The 23,951-nt window shown below is 63.6% G+C and carries 21 protein-coding genes; 12 read left to right on the top strand and 9 right to left on the bottom strand.

Going from position 1 to position 23,951, the window contains the following annotated elements; all coding sequences use genetic code 11:
* Nucleotide 1 precedes the first annotated feature (1 nt).
* Nucleotides 2-1,216: an epoxide hydrolase family protein gene (locus tag ACSSVQ_RS13050; protein ID WP_454183692.1), complete on the top strand. Its 1,215-nt coding sequence runs from the start codon at nucleotides 2-4 to the stop codon at nucleotides 1,214-1,216.
* A gap of 130 nt (nucleotides 1,217-1,346) precedes the next feature.
* Here the strand turns inward: ACSSVQ_RS13050 and ACSSVQ_RS13045 are convergent, their stop codons facing one another.
* Nucleotides 1,347-2,306 (bottom strand): acetyl-CoA carboxylase carboxyltransferase subunit alpha, encoded by a 960-nt coding sequence (locus ACSSVQ_RS13045; RefSeq protein ID WP_293328850.1) that lies wholly within the window; start codon nucleotides 2,304-2,306, stop codon nucleotides 1,347-1,349.
* A gap of 286 nt (nucleotides 2,307-2,592) precedes the next feature.
* Between ACSSVQ_RS13045 and ACSSVQ_RS13040 the strand changes: the two genes are divergently transcribed.
* Nucleotides 2,593-3,510, top strand: a complete 918-nt coding sequence (locus tag ACSSVQ_RS13040) for a sigma-70 family RNA polymerase sigma factor (protein ID WP_454183689.1) — start codon at nucleotides 2,593-2,595, stop codon at nucleotides 3,508-3,510.
* Nucleotides 3,511-3,517: 7 nt separating this feature from the next.
* Here the strand turns inward: ACSSVQ_RS13040 and xerD are convergent, their stop codons facing one another.
* The 3 genes from xerD to ACSSVQ_RS13025 all read right to left on the bottom strand — a co-directional run bounded on the left by xerD (nucleotide 3,518) and on the right by ACSSVQ_RS13025 (nucleotide 6,636).
* Nucleotides 3,518-4,519 (bottom strand): site-specific tyrosine recombinase XerD, encoded by a 1,002-nt coding sequence (gene xerD, locus ACSSVQ_RS13035; protein ID WP_293328852.1) that lies wholly within the window; start codon nucleotides 4,517-4,519, stop codon nucleotides 3,518-3,520.
* Between the two features lie 7 nt (nucleotides 4,520-4,526).
* Entirely contained in the window at nucleotides 4,527-6,431 is a 1,905-nt protein-coding gene (locus ACSSVQ_RS13030) for a hypothetical protein (protein WP_454183687.1), read from the bottom strand.
* 61 nt (nucleotides 6,432-6,492) lie between these two features.
* Nucleotides 6,493-6,636: a hypothetical protein gene (locus ACSSVQ_RS13025; RefSeq protein WP_293326926.1), complete on the bottom strand. Its 144-nt coding sequence runs from the start codon at nucleotides 6,634-6,636 to the stop codon at nucleotides 6,493-6,495.
* 288 nt (nucleotides 6,637-6,924) lie between these two features.
* On the opposite strand from ACSSVQ_RS13025, the gene ACSSVQ_RS13020 reads away from it, so the two are divergent.
* The 3 genes from ACSSVQ_RS13020 to ACSSVQ_RS13010 are packed head-to-tail and all read left to right on the top strand — an operon-like array spanning nucleotide 6,925 to nucleotide 9,919.
* Complete coding sequence (locus ACSSVQ_RS13020; protein WP_454183685.1) at nucleotides 6,925-7,521, top strand: shikimate kinase; 597 nt, start codon at nucleotides 6,925-6,927, stop codon at nucleotides 7,519-7,521.
* Nucleotides 7,522-7,538: 17 nt separating this feature from the next.
* A complete protein-coding gene (gene aroB / locus ACSSVQ_RS13015; RefSeq protein ID WP_454183683.1) occupies nucleotides 7,539-8,645 on the top strand; it encodes a 3-dehydroquinate synthase in 1,107 nt (368 codons plus the stop codon).
* Nucleotides 8,645-9,919 (top strand): HlyC/CorC family transporter, encoded by a 1,275-nt coding sequence (locus ACSSVQ_RS13010; protein WP_454183681.1) that lies wholly within the window; start codon nucleotides 8,645-8,647, stop codon nucleotides 9,917-9,919. Before aroB ends, ACSSVQ_RS13010 begins: the two co-directional genes overlap by 1 nt.
* Before the next feature lie 6 nt (nucleotides 9,920-9,925).
* Here ACSSVQ_RS13010 and ACSSVQ_RS13005 read toward each other — a convergent pair whose 3' ends face one another.
* The gene (locus ACSSVQ_RS13005) at nucleotides 9,926-10,213 is read right to left on the bottom strand and encodes a BolA family protein (RefSeq protein ID WP_454183679.1); all 288 of its coding nucleotides are present in this window, start codon (nucleotides 10,211-10,213) and stop codon (nucleotides 9,926-9,928) included.
* A 162-nt stretch (nucleotides 10,214-10,375) separates the two neighbouring features.
* Here ACSSVQ_RS13005 and ACSSVQ_RS13000 point away from each other — a divergent pair, with 162 nt between their 5' ends.
* From ACSSVQ_RS13000 to cobT, 3 genes are all read left to right on the top strand, one after another.
* Entirely contained in the window at nucleotides 10,376-11,068 is a 693-nt protein-coding gene (locus tag ACSSVQ_RS13000; RefSeq protein ID WP_293326916.1) for a J domain-containing protein, read from the top strand.
* Between the two features lie 170 nt (nucleotides 11,069-11,238).
* Nucleotides 11,239-12,234: a cobaltochelatase subunit CobS gene (gene cobS / locus ACSSVQ_RS12995; protein WP_293326914.1), complete on the top strand. Its 996-nt coding sequence runs from the start codon at nucleotides 11,239-11,241 to the stop codon at nucleotides 12,232-12,234.
* Nucleotides 12,235-12,277: 43 nt separating this feature from the next.
* Complete coding sequence (cobT, locus tag ACSSVQ_RS12990) at nucleotides 12,278-14,197, top strand: cobaltochelatase subunit CobT (protein WP_454183676.1); 1,920 nt, start codon at nucleotides 12,278-12,280, stop codon at nucleotides 14,195-14,197.
* Here cobT and ACSSVQ_RS12985 read toward each other — a convergent pair.
* Complete coding sequence (locus ACSSVQ_RS12985; protein WP_293326910.1) at nucleotides 14,181-14,810, bottom strand: helix-turn-helix transcriptional regulator; 630 nt, start codon at nucleotides 14,808-14,810, stop codon at nucleotides 14,181-14,183. The genes cobT and ACSSVQ_RS12985 overlap by 17 nt on opposite strands.
* Before the next feature lie 99 nt (nucleotides 14,811-14,909).
* Here ACSSVQ_RS12985 and ACSSVQ_RS12980 point away from each other — a divergent pair, with 99 nt between their 5' ends.
* The 3 genes from ACSSVQ_RS12980 to ACSSVQ_RS12970 all read left to right on the top strand — a co-directional run bounded on the left by ACSSVQ_RS12980 (nucleotide 14,910) and on the right by ACSSVQ_RS12970 (nucleotide 18,850).
* Nucleotides 14,910-16,112: an MFS transporter gene (locus tag ACSSVQ_RS12980; protein WP_454183674.1), complete on the top strand. Its 1,203-nt coding sequence runs from the start codon at nucleotides 14,910-14,912 to the stop codon at nucleotides 16,110-16,112.
* 68 nt (nucleotides 16,113-16,180) lie between these two features.
* A complete protein-coding gene (locus ACSSVQ_RS12975; protein WP_454183672.1) occupies nucleotides 16,181-17,596 on the top strand; it encodes an MATE family efflux transporter in 1,416 nt (471 codons plus the stop codon).
* 108 nt (nucleotides 17,597-17,704) lie between these two features.
* On the top strand, nucleotides 17,705-18,850 hold the full coding sequence (locus tag ACSSVQ_RS12970; protein ID WP_454183670.1) for an esterase-like activity of phytase family protein: 1,146 nt from the start codon (nucleotides 17,705-17,707) through the stop codon (nucleotides 18,848-18,850).
* A 66-nt stretch (nucleotides 18,851-18,916) separates the two neighbouring features.
* On the opposite strand, the gene rpmB is transcribed toward ACSSVQ_RS12970, so the two are convergent.
* Nucleotides 18,917-19,210: a 50S ribosomal protein L28 gene (rpmB, locus tag ACSSVQ_RS12965; protein WP_293327373.1), complete on the bottom strand. Its 294-nt coding sequence runs from the start codon at nucleotides 19,208-19,210 to the stop codon at nucleotides 18,917-18,919.
* Between the two features lie 207 nt (nucleotides 19,211-19,417).
* Nucleotides 19,418-20,467, bottom strand: a complete 1,050-nt coding sequence (gene meaB / locus ACSSVQ_RS12960) for a methylmalonyl Co-A mutase-associated GTPase MeaB (RefSeq protein ID WP_454183668.1) — start codon at nucleotides 20,465-20,467, stop codon at nucleotides 19,418-19,420.
* 170 nt (nucleotides 20,468-20,637) lie between these two features.
* Between meaB and ACSSVQ_RS12955 the strand changes: the two genes are divergently transcribed.
* On the top strand, nucleotides 20,638-21,558 hold the full coding sequence (locus ACSSVQ_RS12955; protein WP_454183666.1) for a DUF3108 domain-containing protein: 921 nt from the start codon (nucleotides 20,638-20,640) through the stop codon (nucleotides 21,556-21,558).
* Nucleotides 21,559-21,643: 85 nt separating this feature from the next.
* Here the strand turns inward: ACSSVQ_RS12955 and scpA are convergent, their stop codons facing one another.
* Nucleotides 21,644-23,800, bottom strand: a complete 2,157-nt coding sequence (gene scpA, locus ACSSVQ_RS12950; RefSeq protein ID WP_454183664.1) for a methylmalonyl-CoA mutase — start codon at nucleotides 23,798-23,800, stop codon at nucleotides 21,644-21,646.
* Nucleotides 23,801-23,951: the final 151 nt, after the last annotated feature.

Below are 23,951 nucleotides of genomic sequence, written 5' to 3'. Positions count from 1 at the left end.
CATGACGCATCGAACCGTTCCCGCCGACCCGTTTACGGTTCACATTGCCGAGGAGGAGGTAGAAGACCTGCGCCGCCGCCTGCAGCGCACGCGCTTCCCGAACGAACCGGCAGGCAACCGCCATTGGGAATACGGCACCAGCCTTCCCTATATGGAAAAGCTGGTGTCCTACTGGCGCGACGATTTCGACTGGCGCGCAGCGGAGGAAAAGCTCAACCGCTTTCCCCAGTTCCGCGCAACCTTCACCGACGATGAGGGCGAGGATCACACCATCCACTTCATCTATGAGCGCGGCACGAAGACGGATGGCGGCCCAGACCCGATCCCGCTCGTCATGACGCATGGCTGGCCGTCCACCTTTCGCGAGTTCCTCGACGTGGTGGAGCCGCTCGCCCATCCCGAGCGCTTCGGACGAAAAGGCCCCGCCTTCGACGTCATCGTCCCCTCGCTTATCGGCTACGGCTTTTCCTCGCTGCCGCGAAAGCCCATCGGCCCCGCAGCCATTGCCGATCTCTGGCATCGTCTGATGACGGAATGTCTGGGCTATGACACATATGCAGCACAGGCCGGCGACTGGGGCAGCTTCGTCACGTCGCGCCTCGCCCTCCAGCACCCCGATGCGGTGCGCGCCATCCATCTCACCATGCTGCCGCTGCGGCCCGCCCTCAAGGACGAGAGCCAGAAGCCGGTCAGCGACGAAGAGTCGAAATGGATCGGGGAGATGCAGCGCTGGTGGCGGCAGGAAGAAGGCTATCGCTCCATCCAGTCCACCAAGCCCATGGCGCTTGCCTTCGGCCTGATGGACAGCCCCGCCGGACTGGCAGGCTGGCTTGCCGATAAATATTACCGTCTCGGCGACACCGACAAGACCGATACGATAGACGGGATGGAACGGCGCTTCCCCTATGACGACATTCTGACCCAGCTCTCGATCTACTGGTTCACCGGCACGATCAACAGCGCCAACACGCTCTACAAGGCCGGCCCCGCCGAAGGCTCTCACCAGCTGAAGCCCGGCGAGCGCGTCACCGTGCCCGTGGCCTATTCGGAATATCCGATCGACGTGCTGCCCGTGACGCCGCGCTCATGGGCCGAGCGCAGCTACAATATCGTTCGTTGGCGGATCATGGAGAAAGGCGGCCATTTCGCCGCCATGGAAGAGCCTGACTATTTCGCCGACGATGTACGCGATGCGTTTGCGGAGATGCTGGGATAGCCCCAAAACAAACCGTCACCCCGGACTTGATCCGGGGTCCATTCAGGCTCTTGGCAAAACGGAAATTCTGTATGGATTCCGGGTCAAGCCCGGAATGACGCCATCATTGGCTCGCCTTGCGCGATGCCCTTTAAGCGATCCCCTGGCGCCCCATGGCGAGGAACTTCTCGCGGCGCAGGCGGCGCAGCGTGTCGGAATCGAGTTTTTCGAGCCCGGCCAGTTCTTCCTCGATGGCATCGCCCGTCTCGCGGATCATCTGCGCGCGCTCGCGATGCGCGCCGCCAACGGGCTCTTCCAGCACGCGGTCCACGACGCCGAGCTTGTGCAGGTCCTGCGCGGTGATCTTCATCGCGGTCGCCGCTTCTTTCGCCTTGTCGGAGCTGCGCCACAGGATCGACGAAGCGCCTTCGGGCGAAATCACGGCATAGACGGCATGTTCGAGCATCAGCACGCGATTGCCGCAAGCGATGCCGATAGCGCCGCCCGACATGCCTTCACCGATCACCACCGAAATAAGCGGCGTGCCCAGCGACAGGCAGCGATCCGTCGAGCGTGCGATGGCTTCCGCGACGCTACGCTCTTCGCTTTCCATGCCGGGATAGGCACCCGACGTATCGGCCATGGTGATGACGGGAATGTCGAACCGTTCGGCAAGCGACATCAGCCGGATCACCTTGCGGTATCCTTCGGGCCGCGCCATGCCGAAATTATGTTTGATGCGGCTCTGCGTGTCGGAGCCTTTTTCATGGCCGATCACCATCACCGACCGACCGCGGAACCGTCCGAGACCGCCCATGATGGCGGAGTCCTCGCCAAAGGCGCGGTCGCCGCCCATCGGCGTGAAATCCTCGATGAGCCGTTCCACATAATCTTTGAAATGAGGCCGGGCCGGATGGCGCGCCACCTGGACCTTCTGCCAGGGGTTGAGCGAGGCATAGGTCTCGGTCAGCAGGTTCGCCGCCTTCTGCTCAAGCTTGGAAACCTCGTCCCCGATGCTCATGGACGGGTCGTCCTGTGCAAGACGTTTCAGCTCCTGCACCTTGCCTTCGAGTTCGGCAATCGGCTTCTCGAAATCGAGATAAGTATGCATTGCGCTCCGGGAACCCCCGTCCATTCACCCGCCTGAACTGCATTCCCGCCAGCCTGTCGGCCCCGTTGCGGGAGATTGCGCCGGGACACTGGCCCGACCCCGCCCCCTTGTCAACTGCAAGTCGGCTTCAGCGAAACATCCTGCCGATTCAGAGACTTAAAAGGGTTAAGGCCCGGCCTGTCACAATCCGGCCTGCCCTTGCGTCTTACCCAATACAGGCAACGCCACAGTGGTCCGGCGGCACGGCCCCCTATGGGCTATGCTGCGCGCGCCGAAGGACATCCGAATGACCCATGCTCCCGCTTCCGACGCCGAAACGGCCTTCCTGACCCATCGTCCCCGCGCCTTCGCGGTAGCCTATCGGATGCTGGGCAGCATCGCGGAGGCGGAAGACGTCGTGCAGGAGGCCTGGCTGCGCTGGCAGGGCGCGGATCGCGCGCATGTCGCTTCGCCCGAAGCCTTCATCGTCACCACAACATCGCGGCTTGCCATCGACCATCTCCGCAAGGCGAGCACCCGTCGCGAAACCTATGTCGGCCCCTGGCTGCCCGAGCCGATGGTCACCGGCGACGCGGAAAGCCCCGCGACGCCGCAAGAGCGTCTGGAACTGGCCGACGACATCTCCATGGCGCTGCTGCATCTGCTGGAAAGGCTCTCGCCCGAGGAACGCGCGGCATTCCTGCTTCACGAAGCGTTCGACTACAGCCATGCGGAAATCGCAAACCTGATCGGAAAATCGGAAGCCGCCTGCCGCCAGATGCTGTCGCGCGCGCGCAAACGCGTCCAGGCAGAACGCCCGCGCTTCAACACCGAGGCCCGCGAACATGCCCGCCTGACGGAATTGTTCCAGCAGGCCCTTATGAAGGAAGATCCGGAAGCGATCCTTGCCTGCATGAAGGAAGACGCGATTTTCTACAGCGATGGCGGCGGCAAGGTGGCCGCCGCGCTGAACCCGCTTTACGGCGCGGACAAGATCACGCGGTTCTGGCTGGGCATCATGAGAAAAGCCGAAGGGCGGATCACCCCCCGTCCGGCCTGGCTCAACGGTTTGCCCGGCTACCTTCTCACCGAAGGCGACACGCTGCACTCCGCCGTGAGCCTGCGCATAGAGGACGGCCGTATTGCCGCCCTCTATGTCCAGCGCAATCCCGACAAGCTTGCCGACATATTACGCTGGACGAAACTCAGACCGCTCCCGGTCTGAGCCTGTTTCAGGCGCTGTCCTTCTTGGCGAGCGGGTGCTTGGTTTCCACAAGCTCCTTCAACCGCTCGTCCAGCACATGCGTATAGATCTGCGTCGTCGAAATATCCGCATGCCCCAGCATCTGCTGCACGGCGCGCAGATCGGCCCCGTTGGCCAGAAGGTGACTTGCAAAGGCGTGGCGCAGCGTATGCGGCGACACGCGTTTGGGATCGACCCCGGCGGAAGCGGCGAGGTCTTTCAGAAGCTGCGCAAAGCGATGCCGCGTCAGATGGCCCTGCCGCCCGCGTGACGGGAAGAGCCAGGGCGACACCCTATCTCCCAGACGGCGCGCCCTGAGCGGCACATAGTCATTGATCGCCGCCCGCGCCGTGTCGGACAGCGGCACCAGCCGTTCCCGGCCGCCCTTGCCCGTCACGGTGAGGAAACGCTGATCGCCCCGAACCGCCGAAAGCGGGAGGCCGACAAGCTCCGACACGCGAAGCCCTGTCGCGTAGAGAACCTCCATCAGGCAGACCAGTCGCGCGCGCTTGTAGGCGAGCACCTCTTCCTCATGGCTGCGTCCATCCACCGTCTCCCGCGAGGCGGCAAGCAGACCGTCGACTTCCGCCACAGAAAGCGTTTTGGGCAAAGGCCTCGCCCGTCTCGGCCCTTCGACCGTGCTGCACGGATCGTCCGTCCGCACGCTATCGGCGTACAGAAAACTGTGGAACTGCCGCACTGCCGACAGACGGCGCGCCGCCGTGGCGGCGGAAAGCCCCTGATTGTTCAGCGCTTCCAGATAGGCACGAATATCTTCCGTGGAAGCCTCATGCACACCGCGTCGGCGCCCCGCCAGAAAGCCGGCGAAGTCCTTCAAATCGCGTTGATAGGCCTCAAGCGTGTTGCGCGCGGCACCCCGTTCCGCACTCAGCATCTCAAGAAAGGCCTCGATGTAACTCTGACCTTCGATCGTCCCCCCAACGGCCTCCCCGGTTTCAGTTACCTTGGTCACCGATGGTTGATTAGCCATGTTTTACTTACCCGCGTCCTATGCTACTCCGCGCCAAAAGCGCCTCTATGGCGAGGCGCCGCGCCTCGCCTTCAAGCTTGATATTCCGAAGACTCTTCACCGCTTCCGCCACCGCATTGGCATGCGTGCCGGACGGTCCGTGATCGGCCAGCGCGGTCAGCGCCAGCAAGACGGTTTCGCCGCGCGCCCCGCGCGTGCTTGCCGCCTGCATCTGATCGAACAATGCCTCACGCGGCGCAGCGCCGGTGAACAAATCCCGACGGTCCAGGATCGTATTCCAGACTTCCTTGGGCAGGTCGGCGCCCAGCGCATCGAGCATCACCGCCTCGGCGGCGGCAAAGCGCTGCGTGGACGTCACGCCGGAGCGAAGGTCGCCAAGCAGCGTCGCGCCGATATCGTCCGGCAAGTCGATCTTGTCGCCCTTCATCAGGCGCAGCATGGCATCGAGTTCGCGCGTGCCGCGGCCGAACCCGCCCCCTGCGGAGGTCATTGCCTTACGCCAGGCATCCGCCTTGGCGGCATCGCCGAGCACGATATAGGCGCGCACCGCAATAGGCGCGACGCCGGCAAGTTCGGCACCGATCCGGATACGGTCCAGCGACGGCTTCAAGGCCTCCGCCGTCGGATAGGCAAGCCCGGCCGGTTCCGCCGTCGAAAGCGCCAGCGCCATCATCTGCAACTGCTTGCGGGGCATGACTTCGCGCGCGATCACCTGGAAGAGAAGCGCGCGCCGCATGGTCGAACTGTCCGGATAGTCGCCCGATTTCAGCCCGTCGAAATCCTTCTGCGTGAAATTCGCCGCCTTATAGGCTGCCCCCAGCACATCGCCGCCGACCAGCCCGAGCTCGGCGGCCCGCTCGGCCGCGGCGATCCGTATTGCCGGCGCTGCCTTGGCGTCCTGCGCCAACGCGGGCAGAACCGACGGCACTGCGATGGAAGCGGCGGCGGACGGCAAATCCTTTTTGGCGAGGCCGTAGAAGGCGAAATCGATTTCGCTGAGGGTTTTCGGCTGCGGGGCCTTCAGTCGGATCCCGTCGGCGGCGGCGGCCTGAAGCGAGTAGAAGAGCGGATCGTCCAGCCCCTCCTCCCGCGCAAGATCCGCCGTGATGTCGGACAACTCGGGATTTCCACCGAGGATCTGACAATAGGCGGAAAGCTTCAACGCGAAGGCAGCATGGGGTTCCGTCCGGGGATCGCCATTGGCCGGCAGCGCGGATAGCGCATCGCAGGCTTCATTCCCCTTGCCCAGCGCCAGCGCGGCCCGCGCCTGCGCCATGGCAATCGAAGCCGACCGGCTTTTCGGCGCGGCGGCGGCAAGCTCAAGGGCATCATTCGCCCGGCCCGCCGTCAAAAGCGCATCGAGCCTCAATGTCAGAAAATCGCGTCCGCCCCCGCTGCCGGCACCCAAACTCGCCGTCATGCCCGCGGGCGGCGTCGCGCCCGTCAGCAGCAGCCTCTGCCGCAGATTGATCAGCACAGGCGATCCCTGCACCGGCGGCAAATCGGCCAGCAATTGTTCGATGTCGCCCCGGCGGGAGTTTTCCCACATATCGCTGCCGAGATTGCCGCTTTCCGGCCCGATCAGCGAGGCGGTAGCCGCATCTACGCGCGACAGGCGCCCGACCTGGATACTCGTCCCAGAGGCGCCGGGGGTGGAGCGGATGACCCGCACCGCGGGTTCGTCCGTCGCGGCACTGCCGGACGGAAAAAGCTGCGCAGGGGCCGTCCGGGCCGCGCCGTCATCGGCACCCGCACCGGCATCGCCGCCGTCGCCAAGTCCTGTCCTGTCCGCCTCTGTCGGCGCCGCCGTTCCGCCGGAAGCGCCGAAGCCCGGCGGCACGATGCTGCGCGGCCCCGAATAGGCATCGGCGGCGGCCAGCGCCTGCGATGCGCCGAAAACGGCCAGGCACACGAAAGCGCCTCCCAGCGCAGCGGCGCGGCAGGTCTCCGATCGGCGTGACGCCTCTGGCTGCTTATCGCGGCATGTTGCCATCGGGGATGACCTTTTCCACGGTCTGGACCTGCGGATGAACTGCCTGTCCGAGATAGACGATCCCGGCTCCAATAGCCGCGACCACGACAATGATTCCGATCAGCGGAAAGGCGGTGCGGCTCATTACTGCTAACCTCGTCTGATATGTCCGGCGCTGCCCGCCTTTTGCCTGCGGCGGTCCACCGGTTTTTCGCTTGTTTGTTTTTCGACCGGTCTCTCCAGAATACGTGCCTAGAGGTCCCTTGCGGCAAAATTTAGGCGTGACGCATGACCCTTGAATGCCTATCTACCCTCGGCGGGCCTGCATCCATGGTATCAATCGGCTAATATCGGTTCGTTAAGGCCAGATCCGGCACGTTAATGAGCCGGACCGGCGGCGCCGCGAAAGCAATTCAGGGTTAATGGCAGGGAAATGGCCGAGAGCGACAGTCAGGTAAGATCACGCGACGGGGCCGCCCAAAACGGCGACGCCCCGCTGCCGCTTGACCGCCGCGCCATTGTCCTTGTGGGCCTGATGGGCGCGGGCAAGACCACGGTGGGCCGCCGCCTTGCCAACCGCCTCGGGCTCGATTTCGTGGATGCCGACGCCGAAATCGAAAAGGCGGCAGGCGAATCCATTCCGGAGATTTTCAAGCTCCGGGGCGAACAGGTCTTTCGCGAAGGCGAAAGGCGCGTCATCGCCCGCCTGCTGGATGACGGCCCCCAGGTGCTGGCCACGGGCGGCGGGGCCTTCATGGATCCCGAAACCCGTGCCGAAATCATGGAAAAGGGCATTTCCGTCTGGCTCAAGGCCGATATCGATGTGCTGATGAAACGAGTCTCAAAACGGGGCAACCGCCCGCTCCTCAAGACCGGGGACCCGCGCGCCACCATGGAAAAACTGATGGGCGAGCGCTACCCCGTCTATGCGGGCGCGAACATCACGGTGGAAAGCCGCGAAGGTCCTCACGAAGTCGTGGTCGATGCCATCGTCGCGGCGCTGGACGAGTATCGCGAGACCAAGACATGACCGGCGAAGTGAGAGAAATGAGAACCGTAAGGGTCGAACTCGGCGAGCGCGGCTACGACATTCATGTCGGGCCGGGGCTCATTGCGCAGGCGGGCAAATATCTTGAACCGCTGCTGCGCCGCGCGCGCGTCGCCATCGTCACCGACGAGACCGTGGCAAGGCACCATCTGCCCGCCCTTACCGCCTCGCTGGACGAACACGGCATTGCGCATGACGAAATCGTGCTGCCCGCGGGCGAAAGCACCAAATCCTTTGCCCAGCTCGAAAAGCTGACCGAATGGCTGCTCGAAACGGGCGTCGAGCGCGGCGATCTGGTGATCGCACTGGGCGGCGGCGTGATCGGCGACCTTACGGGCTTTGCCGCCTCCATCGTTCGGCGCGGCGTCGACTTCGCCCAGATCCCGACCACGCTGCTGTCGCAGGTGGACAGCTCCGTCGGCGGCAAGACGGGCATCAATACCAGACAGGGCAAGAACCTCGCCGGCGCCTTCCATCAGCCGCGCCTGGTTCTCGCCGATACCGACGCCCTGAAAACGCTCCCCATGCGCGACTTTCTCGCCGGCTATGCGGAGGTCGTGAAATACGGGCTTATCGACGACCGCGACTTCTTCGACTGGCTCGAAACCAATCTCGACGCCATCAAGGCGGGCGACGATGCCGCGCGTAGCTATGCCATCGTCAAAAGCTGCGAGGCCAAGGCCGCCATCGTCGCGGCGGATGAGCGCGAGAGCAATGTCCGCGCCCTGCTCAATCTGGGCCATACATTCGGCCATGCGCTGGAAGCGGCGACGGGGTTCTCCAGCAAGCTCGTTCATGGCGAAGGCGTCGCCGTCGGCATGGCGCTCGCCTTCGATTATTCGGCGCGGCTGGGCCTTTGCCCCTCGCAGGACGCGGTGCGGGTTCACCGTCATCTCGAGCGCGCAGGCCTGCCCTGTTCGCTCGCAGACATACCCGGCCCGCTCCCCGATGCCGAGGGTCTCATCGCATTGATGGGACAGGACAAGAAGGTCGTCGACGGTAAGCTGACCTTCATTCTCGTGCGCGGCATCGGCGAAGCCTTCATCACACGCGACGCAGACCGGGGCACCCTGAAAGCGTTGCTGGGAGAGCGAGAGGCCGCCTGATGATTTTGTCTTTCGGGCTGGGGATGATGATTTTCTCCATCTTCGTGCTGATTGTCTTCTCCGCCTTCTTTTCCGGCTCCGAAACCGCGCTGACCGCCGCCTCACGCGCGCGCATGCATCATCTCGGCGAGGAAAAGGTCAAACGCGCCAAGATCGTGCTGTCGCTGACGGAAGACCGCGAACGCCTGCTCGGTGCGCTGTTGCTGGGCAACAACCTCGTGAACATCCTCGCCTCCGCGCTGGCGACGAGCGTCTTTCTCGCAATTTTCGGCGATGCGGGCGTGGTCTATGCGACGCTGGTGATGACGGCGATCGTGCTGATCTTCGCCGAAGTGCTGCCCAAGACCTACGCCATCACCAATACCGACAGGTTCGCCCTGGCGGTGGCCCCCATCGTGCGGGTCGTGACCGCGCTCTTTGCGCCGGTGACCGGCGCGGTGCAATTCATCGTGCGCCAGACGCTGCGTCTCATGGGCGTCGATGTCAGCGGCACCGACCACGTGCTCTCGCCGCATGAGGAAATTCGCGGCGCCATCAACCTGCACCACCGCGAAGGCGGTGTGGTGAAGGGCGATCGCGACATGCTGGGCGGCATTCTGGATCTGCGCGATCTGGAAGTGAGCGACATCATGGTTCACCGCAAGAACATGACCATGATCGACGCATCGACCCCCAACACCAAAATCATCTCCCATGTGCTGGCGAGCCCGCATACGCGCATTCCGCTCTGGCGCGACGAACCGGAAAACATCGTCGGTGTGCTGCATGCCAAGGATCTGTTGCGCGCACTGGCAGGCGCGGGCTGGAACCCCGATGCGGTGCAGATCCTCGACATCGCCGCCGAACCCTGGTTCGTGCCCGACAGCACCGCGCTACAGGACCAGCTCAATGCCTTCCTGCGCCGAAAGGCGCATTTCGCCCTCGTGGTCGACGAATATGGCGCGCTGATGGGCCTCATCACGCTGGAAGACATTCTGGAGGAAATCGTCGGCGAAATTTCCGACGAGCACGATATCGAGGTCTCCGGCCTGCGCATTCAGGCCGACGGCTCCATCCTCGCCTCGGGCAGCGTCCCCATCCGCGACATCAACCGCGCCCTGGACTGGCACCTGCCGGACGAGGAAGCCACCACGATCGCAGGGCTGGTCATCCACGAAGCGCAGACCATTCCCGAGGTCGGTCAGGCCTTCACCTTTTACGGCTTCCGCTTCGAAGTCCTGCGGCGCCAGCGCAACCAGATCACCCAGCTTCGCGTAACACCGGTTGCCGTCTAGCGCGCCCTAAAGCGCGTCGTCCTTTTCGGCTTCCGCAGGCGTCAGCGTCTTCAAGGCAAGCGCATGGATGGGATTGCCCATGTCGGCGGCGAGAAGCGCCGTCACCATGCGGTGCCGCTGCACGCGCGACACACCATTGAACGCCTCGGAGACGATGGTCACATGAAAATGGCTTTCGCCGCCGGGCCGGTGCCCGGCATGTCCCTCATGCCGATGCGACTGGTCCTCGATCACGAGGGTCGAAGGGGTCAACCCCTCTTCAAGCTTGCGGCGAATGGTTTCGGCAACCGACATATCAGGACCTCTTGAAATCTTCGTCCTTCTATCACTGCCGGTTATACCCGTCATTTGGCAATGATTGGAGGGCATTGCGCACGATCCTTCCTTGTTTAGGCGGGATCGCCAACCCATAATTCCCCAAAGGGACGAACCCGGATTCCCCAAGACGGATACAACGTGAAGTTGAACTCGAAATATTTCGATTCCATTCGGATCGCACCGCGCAAACAGCGCGGCATGGAACAGCCTGCCGCGAAAGCGCGGGCGGCGCGCCAGCAGCAACAGCAGCGCCGCCGCTGCGAATGGGCCGGATGCAATCGACCGGGCAGCCACAGGGCTCCCCGGCTGACCGCGCGCGACCTGAAACCGGGCGAGGAAGCCACGGCGGAGGACCAGTATGCCTGGTTTTGCGAGGATCACATTCGCGAGTTCAATGCCTCCTACGACTATTTCAAGGGCATGAACGACGCCGAAATCGCCCGTTTCCAGCGCGATGCGGCCACAGGTCACCGGCCGACCTGGGGGCTGGGCGTCAATGCCGCGGCCACCGGCTTCGGCACCCGCGTCAATCCCCGCTACTACAAGGCGGAGAACTATACCGATCCGCATGAACTGTTCGCCTGGGAGAAGATCCGGCAGGCCTCGCAGGACGACAGCCGTCCCCGGCGTAAACCGCGCACGCTGGAGCGCAAGGCGCTGGACACGCTGGGCCTGGACGAGACCGCATCCTTGAACGACATCAAGTCAAGGTATAAGGAACTGGTGAAGAGGCATCATCCGGACGCCAATGGCGGCGACCGGTCGGCCGAAGAACGCTTGCGAAGCGTTATTCAGGCCTACGACTATCTCCGAAAGAGCGGTTTCTGCTAGTCTGCAGCAGATAATGAGCGGCGGAGGCTGGTCGAAAGCCGGCCACGGCGTATTTGTGCGGCCTGTCCGGAACGCTGGGGCGTTTCGCGAGGAGGCCGGAACCGGGTTGATTGGATCATAGACGGCGAAAAGCCGCGATTGAGAAATTTGAGGCAGGGAAGCAGGTTAGTATGAGCGTCGAACAGGAAAATGGCATCTCTGAAATGCTGCCGGACAAGAAGCTCGATGTCCGTGAAGTCTTCAAGATCGATGTCGACATGCAGGTTCCGGCCTTTTCCGAGCCGAACGAATATGTGCCGGATTTCGACCCGGATTATCTGTTCGATCACGACACCACGCTGGCGATCCTCGCAGGCTTTGCCTTCAACCGCCGCGTGATCGTTCAGGGCTATCACGGCACCGGCAAGTCCACCCATGTCGAACAGGTGGCCGCCCGCCTCAACTGGCCCTGCGTCCGCATCAATCTGGACAGCCATATCAGCCGTATCGACCTTGTCGGCAAGGACGCCATCGTCCTGAAGGAAGGCAAGCAGATTACCGAATTCCGCGAAGGCATCCTGCCCTGGGCCTGCCAGCATCCCGTCGCGCTCGTTTTCGACGAATATGATGCCGGCCGTCCGGACGTGATGTTCGTGATCCAGCGCGTGCTGGAGGCCGCGGGCAAGCTGACGCTGCTCGACCAGAACCGCGTCATCCGCCAGCACCCGGCTTTCCGTCTCTTCGCGACGGCGAACACCGTCGGCCTTGGCGACACGTCGGGCCTCTATCACGGCACGCAGCAGATCAACCAGGCCCAGATGGACCGCTGGAACATCGTCACCACGCTCAATTATCTGGAGCATGATGCCGAGACCGATATCGTGCTGGCCAAGGTGAAAAGCTACAACACCGAGGAAGGCCGCAAGACGGTGTCCGCCATGGTGCGCGTGGCCGATCTCACCCGCTCCGCCTTCATCAATGGCGATATCTCCACCGTGATGAGCCCGCGTACCGTCCTCACCTGGGCGGAAAATGCCGAGATCTTCGGCGGCGATGTCGGTTTCGCCTTCCGGGTGACCTTCCTCAACAAGTGCGATGAGCTGGAACGCGCCACCGTGGCCGAGTTCTACCAGCGCTGCTTCGGTGAGGACCTCCCGGAATCGGCGGCCAATGTGAAGGTCGCCTGAGCTTCCATTTACTGACACTGCGTCGTTAGGCATCGCACGAGCTATGGCCAAGGAAGGACCGACAGAACCGTTCAAGCGCGCGCTGACTACCGCCATGAAAACCATGTCGGAAGAGCCCGAGCTGAACGTGACCTATGGCACGGAGGCCCCCGGCCTGCGGGGCCTGCGTGCGCGCCTGCCCATGCCGAGCCGGCACCTTCCGCCCGAAGAAGTGGCCCGCGTGCGCGGCGTGTCGGATTCCTACGCCCTGCGCCTTGCCCATCACGACGACAAGACGGCCATCAAGCTGCAGCCCAAGGGCGGCGAAGCGCTTCAGATTTTCGACGCGCTCGAGCAGGCGCGCTGCGAAGCCATCGGCGCGACGCAGATGGAAGGCACGGCGCATAATCTCGCCGCGGCGCTTCAGCAGAAATTTCACGAGCGCGGCTACGAAAAGATCACCTCGCGCGATGAAGCCCCGCTTTCCGAAGCGCTGGCCATGATCGTGCGCGAAAAGCTGACCGGCGAAGCGCCGCCGCCCGCCGCCGAAAAGCTGGTGGCGCAATGGCGCGAGCTGGTGGAAGACAAGGCCGGCGGCTCTCTCGACAACCTCCACGATCTGCTGGACGACCAGACCGGCTTTGCCCGTGCGACGCGCGATCTTCTGCGCGACCTCGATATGGGCGAGGACCTCGGCGAAGACAGCGGCGAGGATTCCGGCGAAAACGACGATCAGGAAGGCCAGAGCGAGGAAGGCTCCGACGACAGCCAGTCCGGCGAAGCCGAGCAGCCCGAGGGCGCCTCCGCCGATCAGGTCGAATATTCCGAAGGCGAAGGCGAGGAAGGCGACGAGCAGACCGTCGAAGTCGATGCCGACGACATGCCGATGGAAGGCGAAGCCGAGGACGACCAGAGCGAGGGGCAGCAGCCCTGGCGCCCGAATAATTTCGGCGAAGACAAAAACCAGGCCGCCTACAAGATTTTCACTCAGGCTTATGACGAGACGATCGAGGCCGAAGAGCTTTGCGACATCGAAGAGCTGACGCGGCTGCGCCAGTATCTCGACCAGCAACTGCAGCAGATGCAGGGCGTCGTCTCGCGCCTGGCCAACAAGCTGCAGCGCCGCCTTCAGGCGCAGCAGAACCGCTCATGGGAGTTCGACCTTGAGGAAGGCATGCTGGACACGGCACGCCTCACCCGCGTCGTCACCGACCCCATGCAGCCGCTCTCCTTCAAGATCGAGCGCGACACCGATTTCCGCGACACGGTGGTGACGCTGCTGCTGGACAATTCCGGCTCCATGCGCGGCCGCCCCATCACGGTCGCGGCCATGTGCGCCGATATTCTCGCGCGCACGCTCGAACGCTGCGGCGTGAAGGTGGAAATCCTCGGCTTCACGACCCGCGCCTGGAAGGGCGGTCAGTCGCGTGAGCGCTGGCTTGCGGAAGGCAAGCCCGCCCAGCCCGGCCGCCTCAACGACATTCGCCACATCGTCTACAAATCAGCCGACAGCCCGTGGCGCCGCGCGCGCCGCAATCTCGGCCTGATGATGCGCGAAGGCCTGCTGAAGGAAAACATCGACGGCGAGGCGCTGATCTGGGCGCATAACCGCCTGCTCGGCCGCCCCGAGCAGCGCCGCATCCTGATGGTGATTTCCGACGGCGCACCGGTGGACGACAGCACGCTGTCGGTGAATGCGGGCAACTATCTGGAAAAGCATCTGCGCAGCGTGATCGAGCAGATCGAAACCATGTCGCCGGTGGAACTCATCGCCATCGGCATCGGACATGACGTGACGCGCTATTATCGCCGCGCGGTCACCATCGTGGATGCCGAACAGCTTGGCGGCGCGCTCACCGAAAAACTCGCGGAGCTTTTCGAGGACGAGTCCACCTTGCGCGCCGGTCAGTTGAAGGCGCGTGGCCAGTCCCCGAAAAAAGCCAGGGGACGGGCAAGCGGCAAGGCTTTCAAACCCGTTCGCTGATCCGGTAGGCGCAGCGCCTGCCGCCCTCGAACAGATATTCCATCCGCTCGATTTCGACCGAAGGTCCCAGCACCGCGCGGAAGATGTCGAATTCCGACCGGCAGAAATTCTGGCAGGTCCGCGCCGCCGCGCAGATCGGGCAGTGATCCTCGATCAGCACATATGTCCCGGGCTCATCCAGCGCTTCCACCCGCGCCATATATCCTTCGCGCGTCCGCTGCTCGGCCAGCACCTCCAGCTTGTCGCGGAGCGAGCCGGCATCCTTCGTCGCATCGCCATAGCTTTTCTGCATCTGGCGCTCGCGCTCGGCGATGAGCCGCTCCAGCCCTTCCTCGCCGAAGACGCGGCGCACATCGCCGATCATCTGCGCCACCAGTTCGTCATGCGTATCGGGGAAGCGGTCATGGCCCTTCTGCGTCAGCGCCCAGAATTTCTTCGGCCGGCCGACGCCTTCCACCCGGTCGAAGGTTTCGACCAGCTCGTCCGTCGCGAGATTTTCCAGATGGCGACGTGCGCCCATGCCCGTCATGCCGAGTTCCTCTCCCAGCATGTCGGCGGTCAGCGGCCCGTCTCGTTTGAGCAGGTGAAGAATGCGGTCGGCGGCGGGGCTCATGGTCGGTACGGTCCCTGAATGCGGTATCGGCGGAAAACGAGCTTTATTTTATAAACTAATTAGTTTATTTATCAAATCCCGATTTCAAGAGTGCCGCCAATGACCGCCTCTCCCCTGGACCCGCCTTCCTCCATGCCCCCCAGCCATCTGCGGAGCCTCGTCGCCGCTATCGCCTCCATGGGCTTCGTCAATCTCACCATGGGGATCACCTTCCCGCTCACCGCCATCATCCTTGCCCGGCAGGGCGTCTCGCCGGCCATGATCGGCCTCAATACCGCCGCCCAGGCCCTGCCCGTCTTTTTCGTTACCCCCCTTGTGCCACGGGCCATTGCCCGGCTCGGCCCGGCGAACCTGATGATCGTCGCTATCCTGACGGTGGCGCTCGCTCTTCTGCTGATGGCGCTCTACCCCAACCTCTATGCCTGGTTCCCCTTGCGCTTCCTGCTCGGCGTGGGCGGCACGATCCTCTGGGGCTCCAGCGAGGCCTGGATCAACGCGCTGGCGCCGAACGAAAGACGCGGACGCATCGTCGGCATCTATGGCGCCGCCGCCGCGGCGGGCTTCGCGCTGGGGCCGGCGACACTTGCCGTGATGGGCACCGACGTGTCGCCGCTTTTCTTCGGCAGCGCCATGCTGGTGCTGGCGGCGCTGCTGACCGCGACCGCCGACCGCAAGACCAATCACTTCGCAGGCGAGGCAAAAGGCAGCGCCATGTGGCGCCTCCTTCTCATTGCCCCCGCCGCGCTCCTCGTGAATTTCTTCTTCGCCGCCTCCGAAGAAGCGCTCGTCACTTTCTTCCCGCTCTATTCGATGAAGCTGGGCATGGGCGAGGATGCCGCCGTCTCGCTCCTCACCATCTCGGCCATCGGCGCCATCTTCGTGCAGCCGCTGGTCGGCATGATCGCGGACAAGGTGAACGCCTATGCCTTCATGACGCTGCTCGTCGTTCTCTCCATCGCAGGATATGCGGCGCTGCCCTTCTTCCTGCCGGGCTTCATCGCCTCCGCCATTGCCGTCTTCGTGGTTGTGGGCTTTGCCAACGGCCTCTTCACCCTCGGCATGGTGGTGGTGGGGCAAAGTTTCTCAGGCCGGGAACTGGCCGGCGCTTCGGCCTTCACCACCGCCATGTGGGGCACGGGCGCTCTCTTCGGCGCGCCCTTTTCCGGCTGGCTGATGCAGGCCTGGGATCCGCATGGGCTGGTGCTGGCCGTTTGCCTGATCTATCTGATCTACCTGCCGTTCCCGCTCGTCGCATGGCTGCGCAGCGGCACCGCGGCACAGGCTGAATCTTCCACCTCCTGACATGGGGCTTGCCAGCGGACCTCATCCGGGTAATCTGCCCGGCTTTTTTCCGCGCAACGGACGGTCCCATGTCTTTCGCCTCGATCATGTCGAATCCGGCACTCCGCCCCTGGGGCGTTGAGGCGAAAGCGACGATTATCCTCGCCTGGCCGCTGGTTCTGACGAACCTCGCCCAGATCCTCGTCAACTCGACGGATGTGCTGATGATGGGCTGGCTGGGACCGGGCGAACTCGCCGCGGGCGCGCTCGCCTTCAATCTCTATTTCGCTTTCATGATTTTCGGCATCGGGCTCGTCAATGCGAGCGCACCGCTGATGGCGTCGGAGCTCGGCAAACGCAACCACGCCGTGCGCGAAGTTCGGCGCACGGTGCGGCAAATGCTCTGGATATGCATCGCCATCGCGCTGCCGGTCTGGATGGCATTGTGGCAAACGGAAGCGATCCTGCGCGCCCTCGGCCAAGACCCGAAGGTCGCCGCCAATGCCGCCGCCTATATGCACACGCTGCAATGGTCCTACCTGCCGTCGCTGGCCTATCTCACGCTGCGCTCTTTCCTCTCCGCCTTGCAGCGTCCCCGCTGGGCTCTTGCCGTCGGCACGGCCGCCGTCGCGGTCAACGCCTTCGCCAACTGGTGCCTGATGTTCGGCAATCTGGGCGCGCCCAATCTCGGCCTTGTCGGTGCGGGTGTCGGCAGCTTCATCACCTCGCTCTTCACATTCGGCGCGCTGAGCCTTGTCGTGCTGACCGACAGACAGTTCCGCCGCTACTATCTCTTCGGCAATTTCTGGCGGGCCGACTGGGAGCGCTTCCGCGCGATCTGGAAGATCGGCGTTCCCATCGCACTGACCTCCACTTTCGAAGTGACGGTCTTCAATGCCGCCGCCCTTCTGATGGGGGTCATCGGCACGGCCGCGCTCGCCGCCCACACCATTGCACTGCAGCTTTGCGCCGTCAGTTTCATGGTGCCGCTCGGCTTCTCGCAGGCCGCCGCCGTGCGCGTGGGCCGCGCCTATGGCGCCAATGACGAAACCGCGATGATGCGCGCAGGCTGGACGCCCTTCATCATGGGCGTCGGTTTTATGGGAATGATGGCCATCCTCATGATGTCTGTGCCGCATCTTCTGATCGGCGTGTTCCTCGATTCCGCCGATCCGGCGAACGCGAATGTGATCCCGCTCGCCGTGAGCTTCCTTTTCATCGCTGCGCTGTTTCAGGTCTTCGACGGCGCACAGGTGATCGGCGCAGGCATGTTGCGCGGCCTGCAGGATACGCGCGTGCCGATGGTTTATGCCGCGCTCGGCTACTGGATCGGCGGGCTCGGCGTCGGCGCACTGCTCGCCTTCCCGCTCCACATGAACGGCTTCGGTATCTGGATCGGTCTTGCAAGCGGCCTTGCGATCGTCTCCGCCCTGCTCACGCTCCGCTGGGCAAGGCGCGACGGGCTGGGCCTTACGCTGCCGCCTTGGGCAAGAAATCCGGCGTGACGGACATTGCGGCGCGCGGCGCCGCCGATATGATGCCCGGCACAATCCGTTTGCCTGCCCGCTTGCCTGCGCGGAAGCGGACAGGCCTCAGCATGATGGTGGGAAAAATTGCGTGAACTCTGGTGGAGGGTCGCTCGCGGCGTCGCTCTTGCCCTTTTGGTGGCAGGCGGCATCGGCAACGCCGCATTTGCGGACGGGGAAATCGATGTGGAGGCGCATCCCCTTATCTGGAACCCCGACAACCGCCAGGAAACGAAAACCGGCGATCTCGAATGGGCCGGCGGCGTGGAGCTGACCTCCCCCGACGGAGATTTCGGCGGATGGTCGGGTCTCTCGGTCAGCGCGGACGGGAGCCGCCTTCTCGCCATTTCCGACAAAGGCCGGTGGCTGAGCGGCCGCCTTCTTTATGATGAGAGAGGCCGCATCTACGGCGTCGCCGATGCGCATATCGCGCCGATGCTGGGCCTCGACGGCAAACCTGTCACCAGGACGAAACAACTCGGAGACGCGGAAGGCCTCACCGTGGATGGCGACGATCCACTTGCCTCGCAGGCCTATGTGAGCTTCGAGCGCGCGCACCGCATCTGGAAATACGACATTGCCAATCACGCGCTGGCGGCAAAGCCCCTGCAACTGCTCACCCAGCGCCGCCTTGGCCGCCTCGCCTTCAACGGCGGCATCGAGGCGCTCGCCTGGCATCCCGCCCGGCCGGGAAAGGACGATGCGGGCCTTGTCGCCATCACCGAGGATACGCTGAACCCGCGCGGCAATATCCGCGCCTTTCTGGCCGAGGGCCGAGACTTCCAGCGTTTCGAGGTAAAGCCGCGCGCGCCCTACAAGCCGACCGATCTCGCCCGGCTGCCCAATGGCGATTACCTGTTGCTGGAGCGGCGCTTCTCCATCCTCGGCGGTGTCGGCATGGAAATACGCTACCTGAAAAGCGCCGCGCTCACGCCGGGAGCCCTCGTCGACGGCCCCGTCCTCATCGATGTCGGCCAGAGCTATTCCATCGACAACATGGAAGGCCTTTCCGCGCGAAGCGACGGCAAGGGCGGGGCCTGGCTCTATATGATCTCGGACGACAACTTCAATCCGATCCAGCGCACCCTGCTGCTCATGTTCCACCTGCCGGCGGATACGATGACGCGGCTCCATGGCGCACCGAAATCGGCGGAGGCCGCGGAGACGCCCCTCAGGAGCTCTCAATCCGCCGGTGCGCCCTCTCCATCACCGGACGGGCAGATACCGGACTGATCCCCGCAAAAGAAAAAGGCCACCCCGAAAGGGCGGCCTTTTTACCGAATGTCGTTGAGCGCCTGATCAGGCAGCGGCGGTCGCCTGCTTCTTGGCGATGGCGCGCTTCACCTTCAGCGCACGCGGCGAAAGCTGACCGTCCGAGGCGTTGAGCAGGAACAGGTCCAGACCGCCCTTATGTTCCACGGAGCGCAGCGCATGCGCGGAGATGCGCAGCGACACCTGCTGGCCCAGCGCATCGCTCAGCAGCGACACCTGACACAGATTCGGCAGAAAACGGCGACGCGTACGGTTGTTCGCGTGGCTCACATTATTGCCGGACATCACACCTTTGCCGGTCAGTTCGCAGCGGCGGGACATAGGGTCATTCCTCGAACATCGGGACGGCGATCACCTTGCAACTGGCGACCTGCTTAACGCCCCTGGTTGATACTGGGTTTCGGTCAAATATGTTGGGGCGCTGCGGATAGCCGCGCGCCACTTGAGCGGGGACGTATAAAAGGCGCTTCAAGCTCCGTCAAGGCCGGAAAGCGCCGAAAACCGGCCAGCCCCCGGGAATCCGCGAGATCAGTCCGCCGGCGGCACCTCTACGCCCAGGACAATGGACAAAAGCCGCCGCGCGGCAGCGGTCGGCGTCTCGCGCCCCTCCGAAACGGCCGCCTCCAGCTCCGGCACCAGCCGGGAGGCCTCCGGATGGGCCTTCAGCGCCGAAAACAGGCCTTCACGGACTTCCGTCCACATCCAGGCGCGCGCCTGCGCGGCCCGCAGCGCATCCAGCTCTCCATCCTCCTGAAGCGCCTTGCGATGGCGCTCGATCGCATCCCAGACGCTCTCCAGCCCCTCATTCTTGAGGGCTGAGCAAAGCTGCACCTCGGGCGTCCAGGCGGCGTATTTGGGCCGCATCAGGTGGAGCGCCGTCTTGTATTCCATGCTGGCGCGTTTGGCTGCGGGCAGCATGTCGCCATCGGCCTTGTTGACCACGATAAGGTCGGCAAGCTCCATAATGCCGCGCTTGATGCCCTGAAGCTCGTCGCCGCCGCCCGGCGAAAGCAGCAGCAGGAACATGTCCACCATGTCGGAAACCGCCGTCTCCGACTGCCCCACGCCCACCGTTTCGATCAGGATCACGTCGAAACCCGCCGCTTCGGCCAAGAGCATCGCCTCGCGCGTCCGCCGCGCCACCCCGCCCAGCGTGCCGCCTGAGGGCGAAGGCCGGATAAAGGCATTGGGATCGCGCGCCAGAAGCTCCATCCGCGTCTTGTCGCCCAGGATGGAGCCGCCGGTGCGCGACGAAGACGGATCGATGGCAAGCACCGCCACGCGATGCCCCCTGGCCGTCAGCATGGTCCCGAAGGCTTCGGTGAAGGTGGATTTGCCGACGCCCGGCGCGCCTGAAAGCCCCATGCGTATGGCTTTGCCCGTATCCGGCAAAAGCAGGGCCAGAAGCTCCTGCGCCTTTTCCTGATGATCGGCCCTTGCCGATTCCACCAGCGTGATCCCGCGCGCCAGCGCGGAGCGGCTGCCCGCCCTGATCGCCTCGGCGATCTCGCCCGGATCGGTACTGCGTCGGTTGAAAGGCTGCGCGTCGGCCTTCATGGCGCCGGAATCTGTCGTCATCCTCGTTGCATAGCCGTGCCCCGCGCCGCCGTCCAGCCCCCGAAAGCCGCCGGAAACGGGGAAAGTGGCGGTGTTCAGCGGCGGTTCAGCTTCATTTCGCCATTCTGGGAAGCTGAAATAGGATAATTGCCGGGCCTTCGGGCCGGAAAACACGAAAGGGCCGCAACGTCATGTGGCGAGTTTTGACCGGAAACTGCGTATCAGCGCTGGCGCTGACGGGGCTCCTTCTGGGAAGCGCCGGACTTGCCCATGCCGAACCGAAAACGGCCGGAACGAAAATAGCCTCGGTCGAAACGACGGCCACGCCCCTTTCGCGCCCGCAAGCTCAGGCGAACGACAAGACCGGACGGTCGCTCCGGGCCGGATACACGGTCTATGTGGGCGGCTTCCTCGTCGCCAAGGGCACGCTCGATACCTGGATCGGGGGCGACAACTACAAGATGCGCGCACAGCTCGGCGCGGCGGGTCTGCCGGCCGCCTTCTGGGACGGGCATTGGGACATCGGCGTGGAAGGTGCGGTCGACGGCATGCAGGTAAAACCGCAGCGCTACGTCTTCGTCTCCAGCGAGAACAACAAGACCAAGACCCGCCTCATGTCCTGGAACAAATCCGGCATGCCGGAGACGCGCAACGATCCCCCCGAGGGCAAGGTCTCCGTCCTGCCCGGCGAAACGCGCAACACGCGGGATCCGGTGAGCGCGCTTCTCGTGCCTGTCGCCGGGACCAAAAACCCCTGCGACCGTACGATCCGGATTTTCGACGGCAAGCGTCGCTATGACATCAAGCTGACCAAAGACCGCGAAACCAAAATCACGACCCGTGACCATGGCTATTCGGGTCACGCCATCGTCTGCAAAGCGGCCTTCACACCCAAGACGGGGACGGAGCGAAAGAAGTTCACCCAGATGCTCCGGCGTGACCGGGCGACGGAAGTCTGGCTTGCCCCGCTTGAGAAGGGGCGGCTCTACATGCCGGTCAAGCTGAAGATGCGCACGCCCATCGGCGGCGCCGTGCTGGAACTGGTGAGCCTCGAACCGCATGGCTGGGACAGCATGCCGCCCGTGCCGAAGAAGTTCAGCCAGGCAGACTGAACGACCCGGCGGCACCGGATAATCCTGACAAAAAAGCCGGGGAATGCTCCCCGGCTTTCGCTTCTGTCGGATGAGATCCGGATGCTTATGCGGCCTGTGCGCGTTTCTCGCGGACGATCGAAAGAACTTCCGCCGCGCATTCGGGGATATTCGTGCCCGGACCAAAAATGGCCGACGCCCCGGCATTGCGCAGGAATTCGTAATCCTGCTGCGGAATGACGCCGCCGCAAATAATCACGATATCGTCCGCGCCCTGTTCTCTCAGCGCCTTGGAAAGCGCCGGCACGAGCACCTTGTGGCCGGCGGCAAGACTCGAAATGCCGATCACATGGACGTCGTTCTCGATCGCTTCGCGGGCGGCCTCTTCCGGCGTCTGGAAGAGCGGCCCCACATCGACGTCGAAGCCAAGATCGGCGAAGGCTGTCGCGATCACCTTGGCGCCCCGGTCGTGACCGTCCTGCCCCATCTTCACCACCAGCATGCGGGGACGGCGGCCTTCTGTCTCGGCAAAGGCCTCGATATCCTTCTGAATATTCATGAAGCGATCATCTCCTTCATAGGCGGAACCATAGACGCCCGAGATGGATTTGATTTCCGCGCGGTGACGGCCGAACACGGCCTCCATCGCATCGGAGATTTCGCCGACCGTGGCGCGGGCCCGCGCCGCCTCGATGGCAAGCTCGAGCAGATTCCCGCCCGACTTCGCACCCGCCGTCAGCGCCTCGAGCGCCGCGGTGCATTTCGCTTCGTCGCGTTCCTCACGCAGCTTCTTGAGACGCGCCACCTGAGAGTTCAGCACCTTGGTGTTGTCGATATCGAGAATGTCGATCGGATCCGGCTCGGCGGGGCGGTACTTGTTCACGCCGACGATCACTTCCTCGCCGCGGTCGATGCGCGCCTGACGACGCGCGGCAGCTTCTTCGATCTTGAGCTTGGGCATGCCGCTTTCGACGGCCTTGGTCATGCCGCCCAGCTCTTCCACTTCCTCGATGAGCTTCCAGGCTTCCTCGGCCAGCGAATGGGTCAGCGTCTCGACATAGTAGGAACCGCCAAGCGGGTCGATGACGTTGTTTATGCCCGTTTCATGCTGGATCACGAGCTGCGTGTTGCGCGCGATACGCGCCGAGAAATCCGTCGGCAGGGCAATTGCTTCGTCCAGCGCATTGGTATGCAGGCTCTGCGTGCCGCCCAGCACGGCGGCCATCGCCTCGATCGTGGTGCGGATCACATTGTTGTAGGGATCCTGCTCAGTGAGCGACACACCGGAGGTCTGGCAATGCGTGCGCAGCATGGAAGATTTCGGGTTCTGCGGCTTGAACTCCGACATCACCCGCGCCCAGAGAAGACGCGCCGCGCGCAGCTTGGCCACTTCCATGAAGAAATTCATGCCGATGGCGAAGAAAAAGGAAAGACGCGGCGCAAAATCGTCCACGCCCAGCCCGGCGGAAAGCGCAGCGCGCACATATTCGCGGCCGTCGGCGATGGTAAAGGCCAGCTCCTGCACCTGCGTCGCCCCGGCTTCCTGCATGTGGTAGCCGGAAATCGAGATGGTGTTGAAGCGCGGCATGTTCTTCGAGCAATAGCCGATAATGTCCGCAATGATCCGCATGGAGGGTTCGGGCGGATAGATATAGGTGTTGCGGACCATGAACTCCTTCAGAATGTCGTTCTGAATGGTGCCCGACAGCTTGTCCTGCGAAACGCCCTGCTCTTCCGCCGCGACGATGTAATTCGCCATGACGGGGATCACTGCGCCGTTCATCGTCATCGACACCGACATCTCGTCGAGCGGAATGCCGTCGAAGAGGATTTTCATGTCCTCCACGCTGTCGATCGCGACGCCCGCCTTGCCGACATCGCCCACCACGCGCGGATGATCGCTGTCATAACCGCGATGGGTCGCCAGATCGAAAGCGACCGAAAGGCCCTTCTGACCCGCTGCCAGATTGCGGCGATAGAAGGCATTGGACTCTTCGGCCGTCGAAAAGCCCGCATACTGACGGATGGTCCAGGGCCGACCCGCATACATGGTCGCCTGCGGGCCGCGCGTATAAGGCGCAAAGCCGGGCAACGTATCGGCATCGAAGCCTTCCCCGGCAAGTTTCTCCAGATCCTCGGCCGTATAGAGCGCCTTGACGTCGATCCCTTCAGGCGTATGCCAGACGAGGCTGTCCGAGCCCGCCCCCTTGGTCTGCTTGGCAACCGCCTCTTCCCAGTCTTTCAACGTCTTTTTATCGGCCATGGTCACTGTCCCGTACGAACGCTGCCGCAGCCGCGAGAGCTGCAGGATTTATCCCTAAATTTGGCGCGGAGTATCGACAATCGGACCCAGCCGGTCAAACCGCGCCCATACCCCCTCCTCAAAAGCAACGCGCCGCAACGTCAGCACGCCT

The sequence above is a fragment of the Parvibaculum sp. MBR-TMA-1.3b-4.2 genome (assembly GCF_053628815.1).
This window is presented reverse-complemented; position numbering and strand designations above follow the sequence as displayed.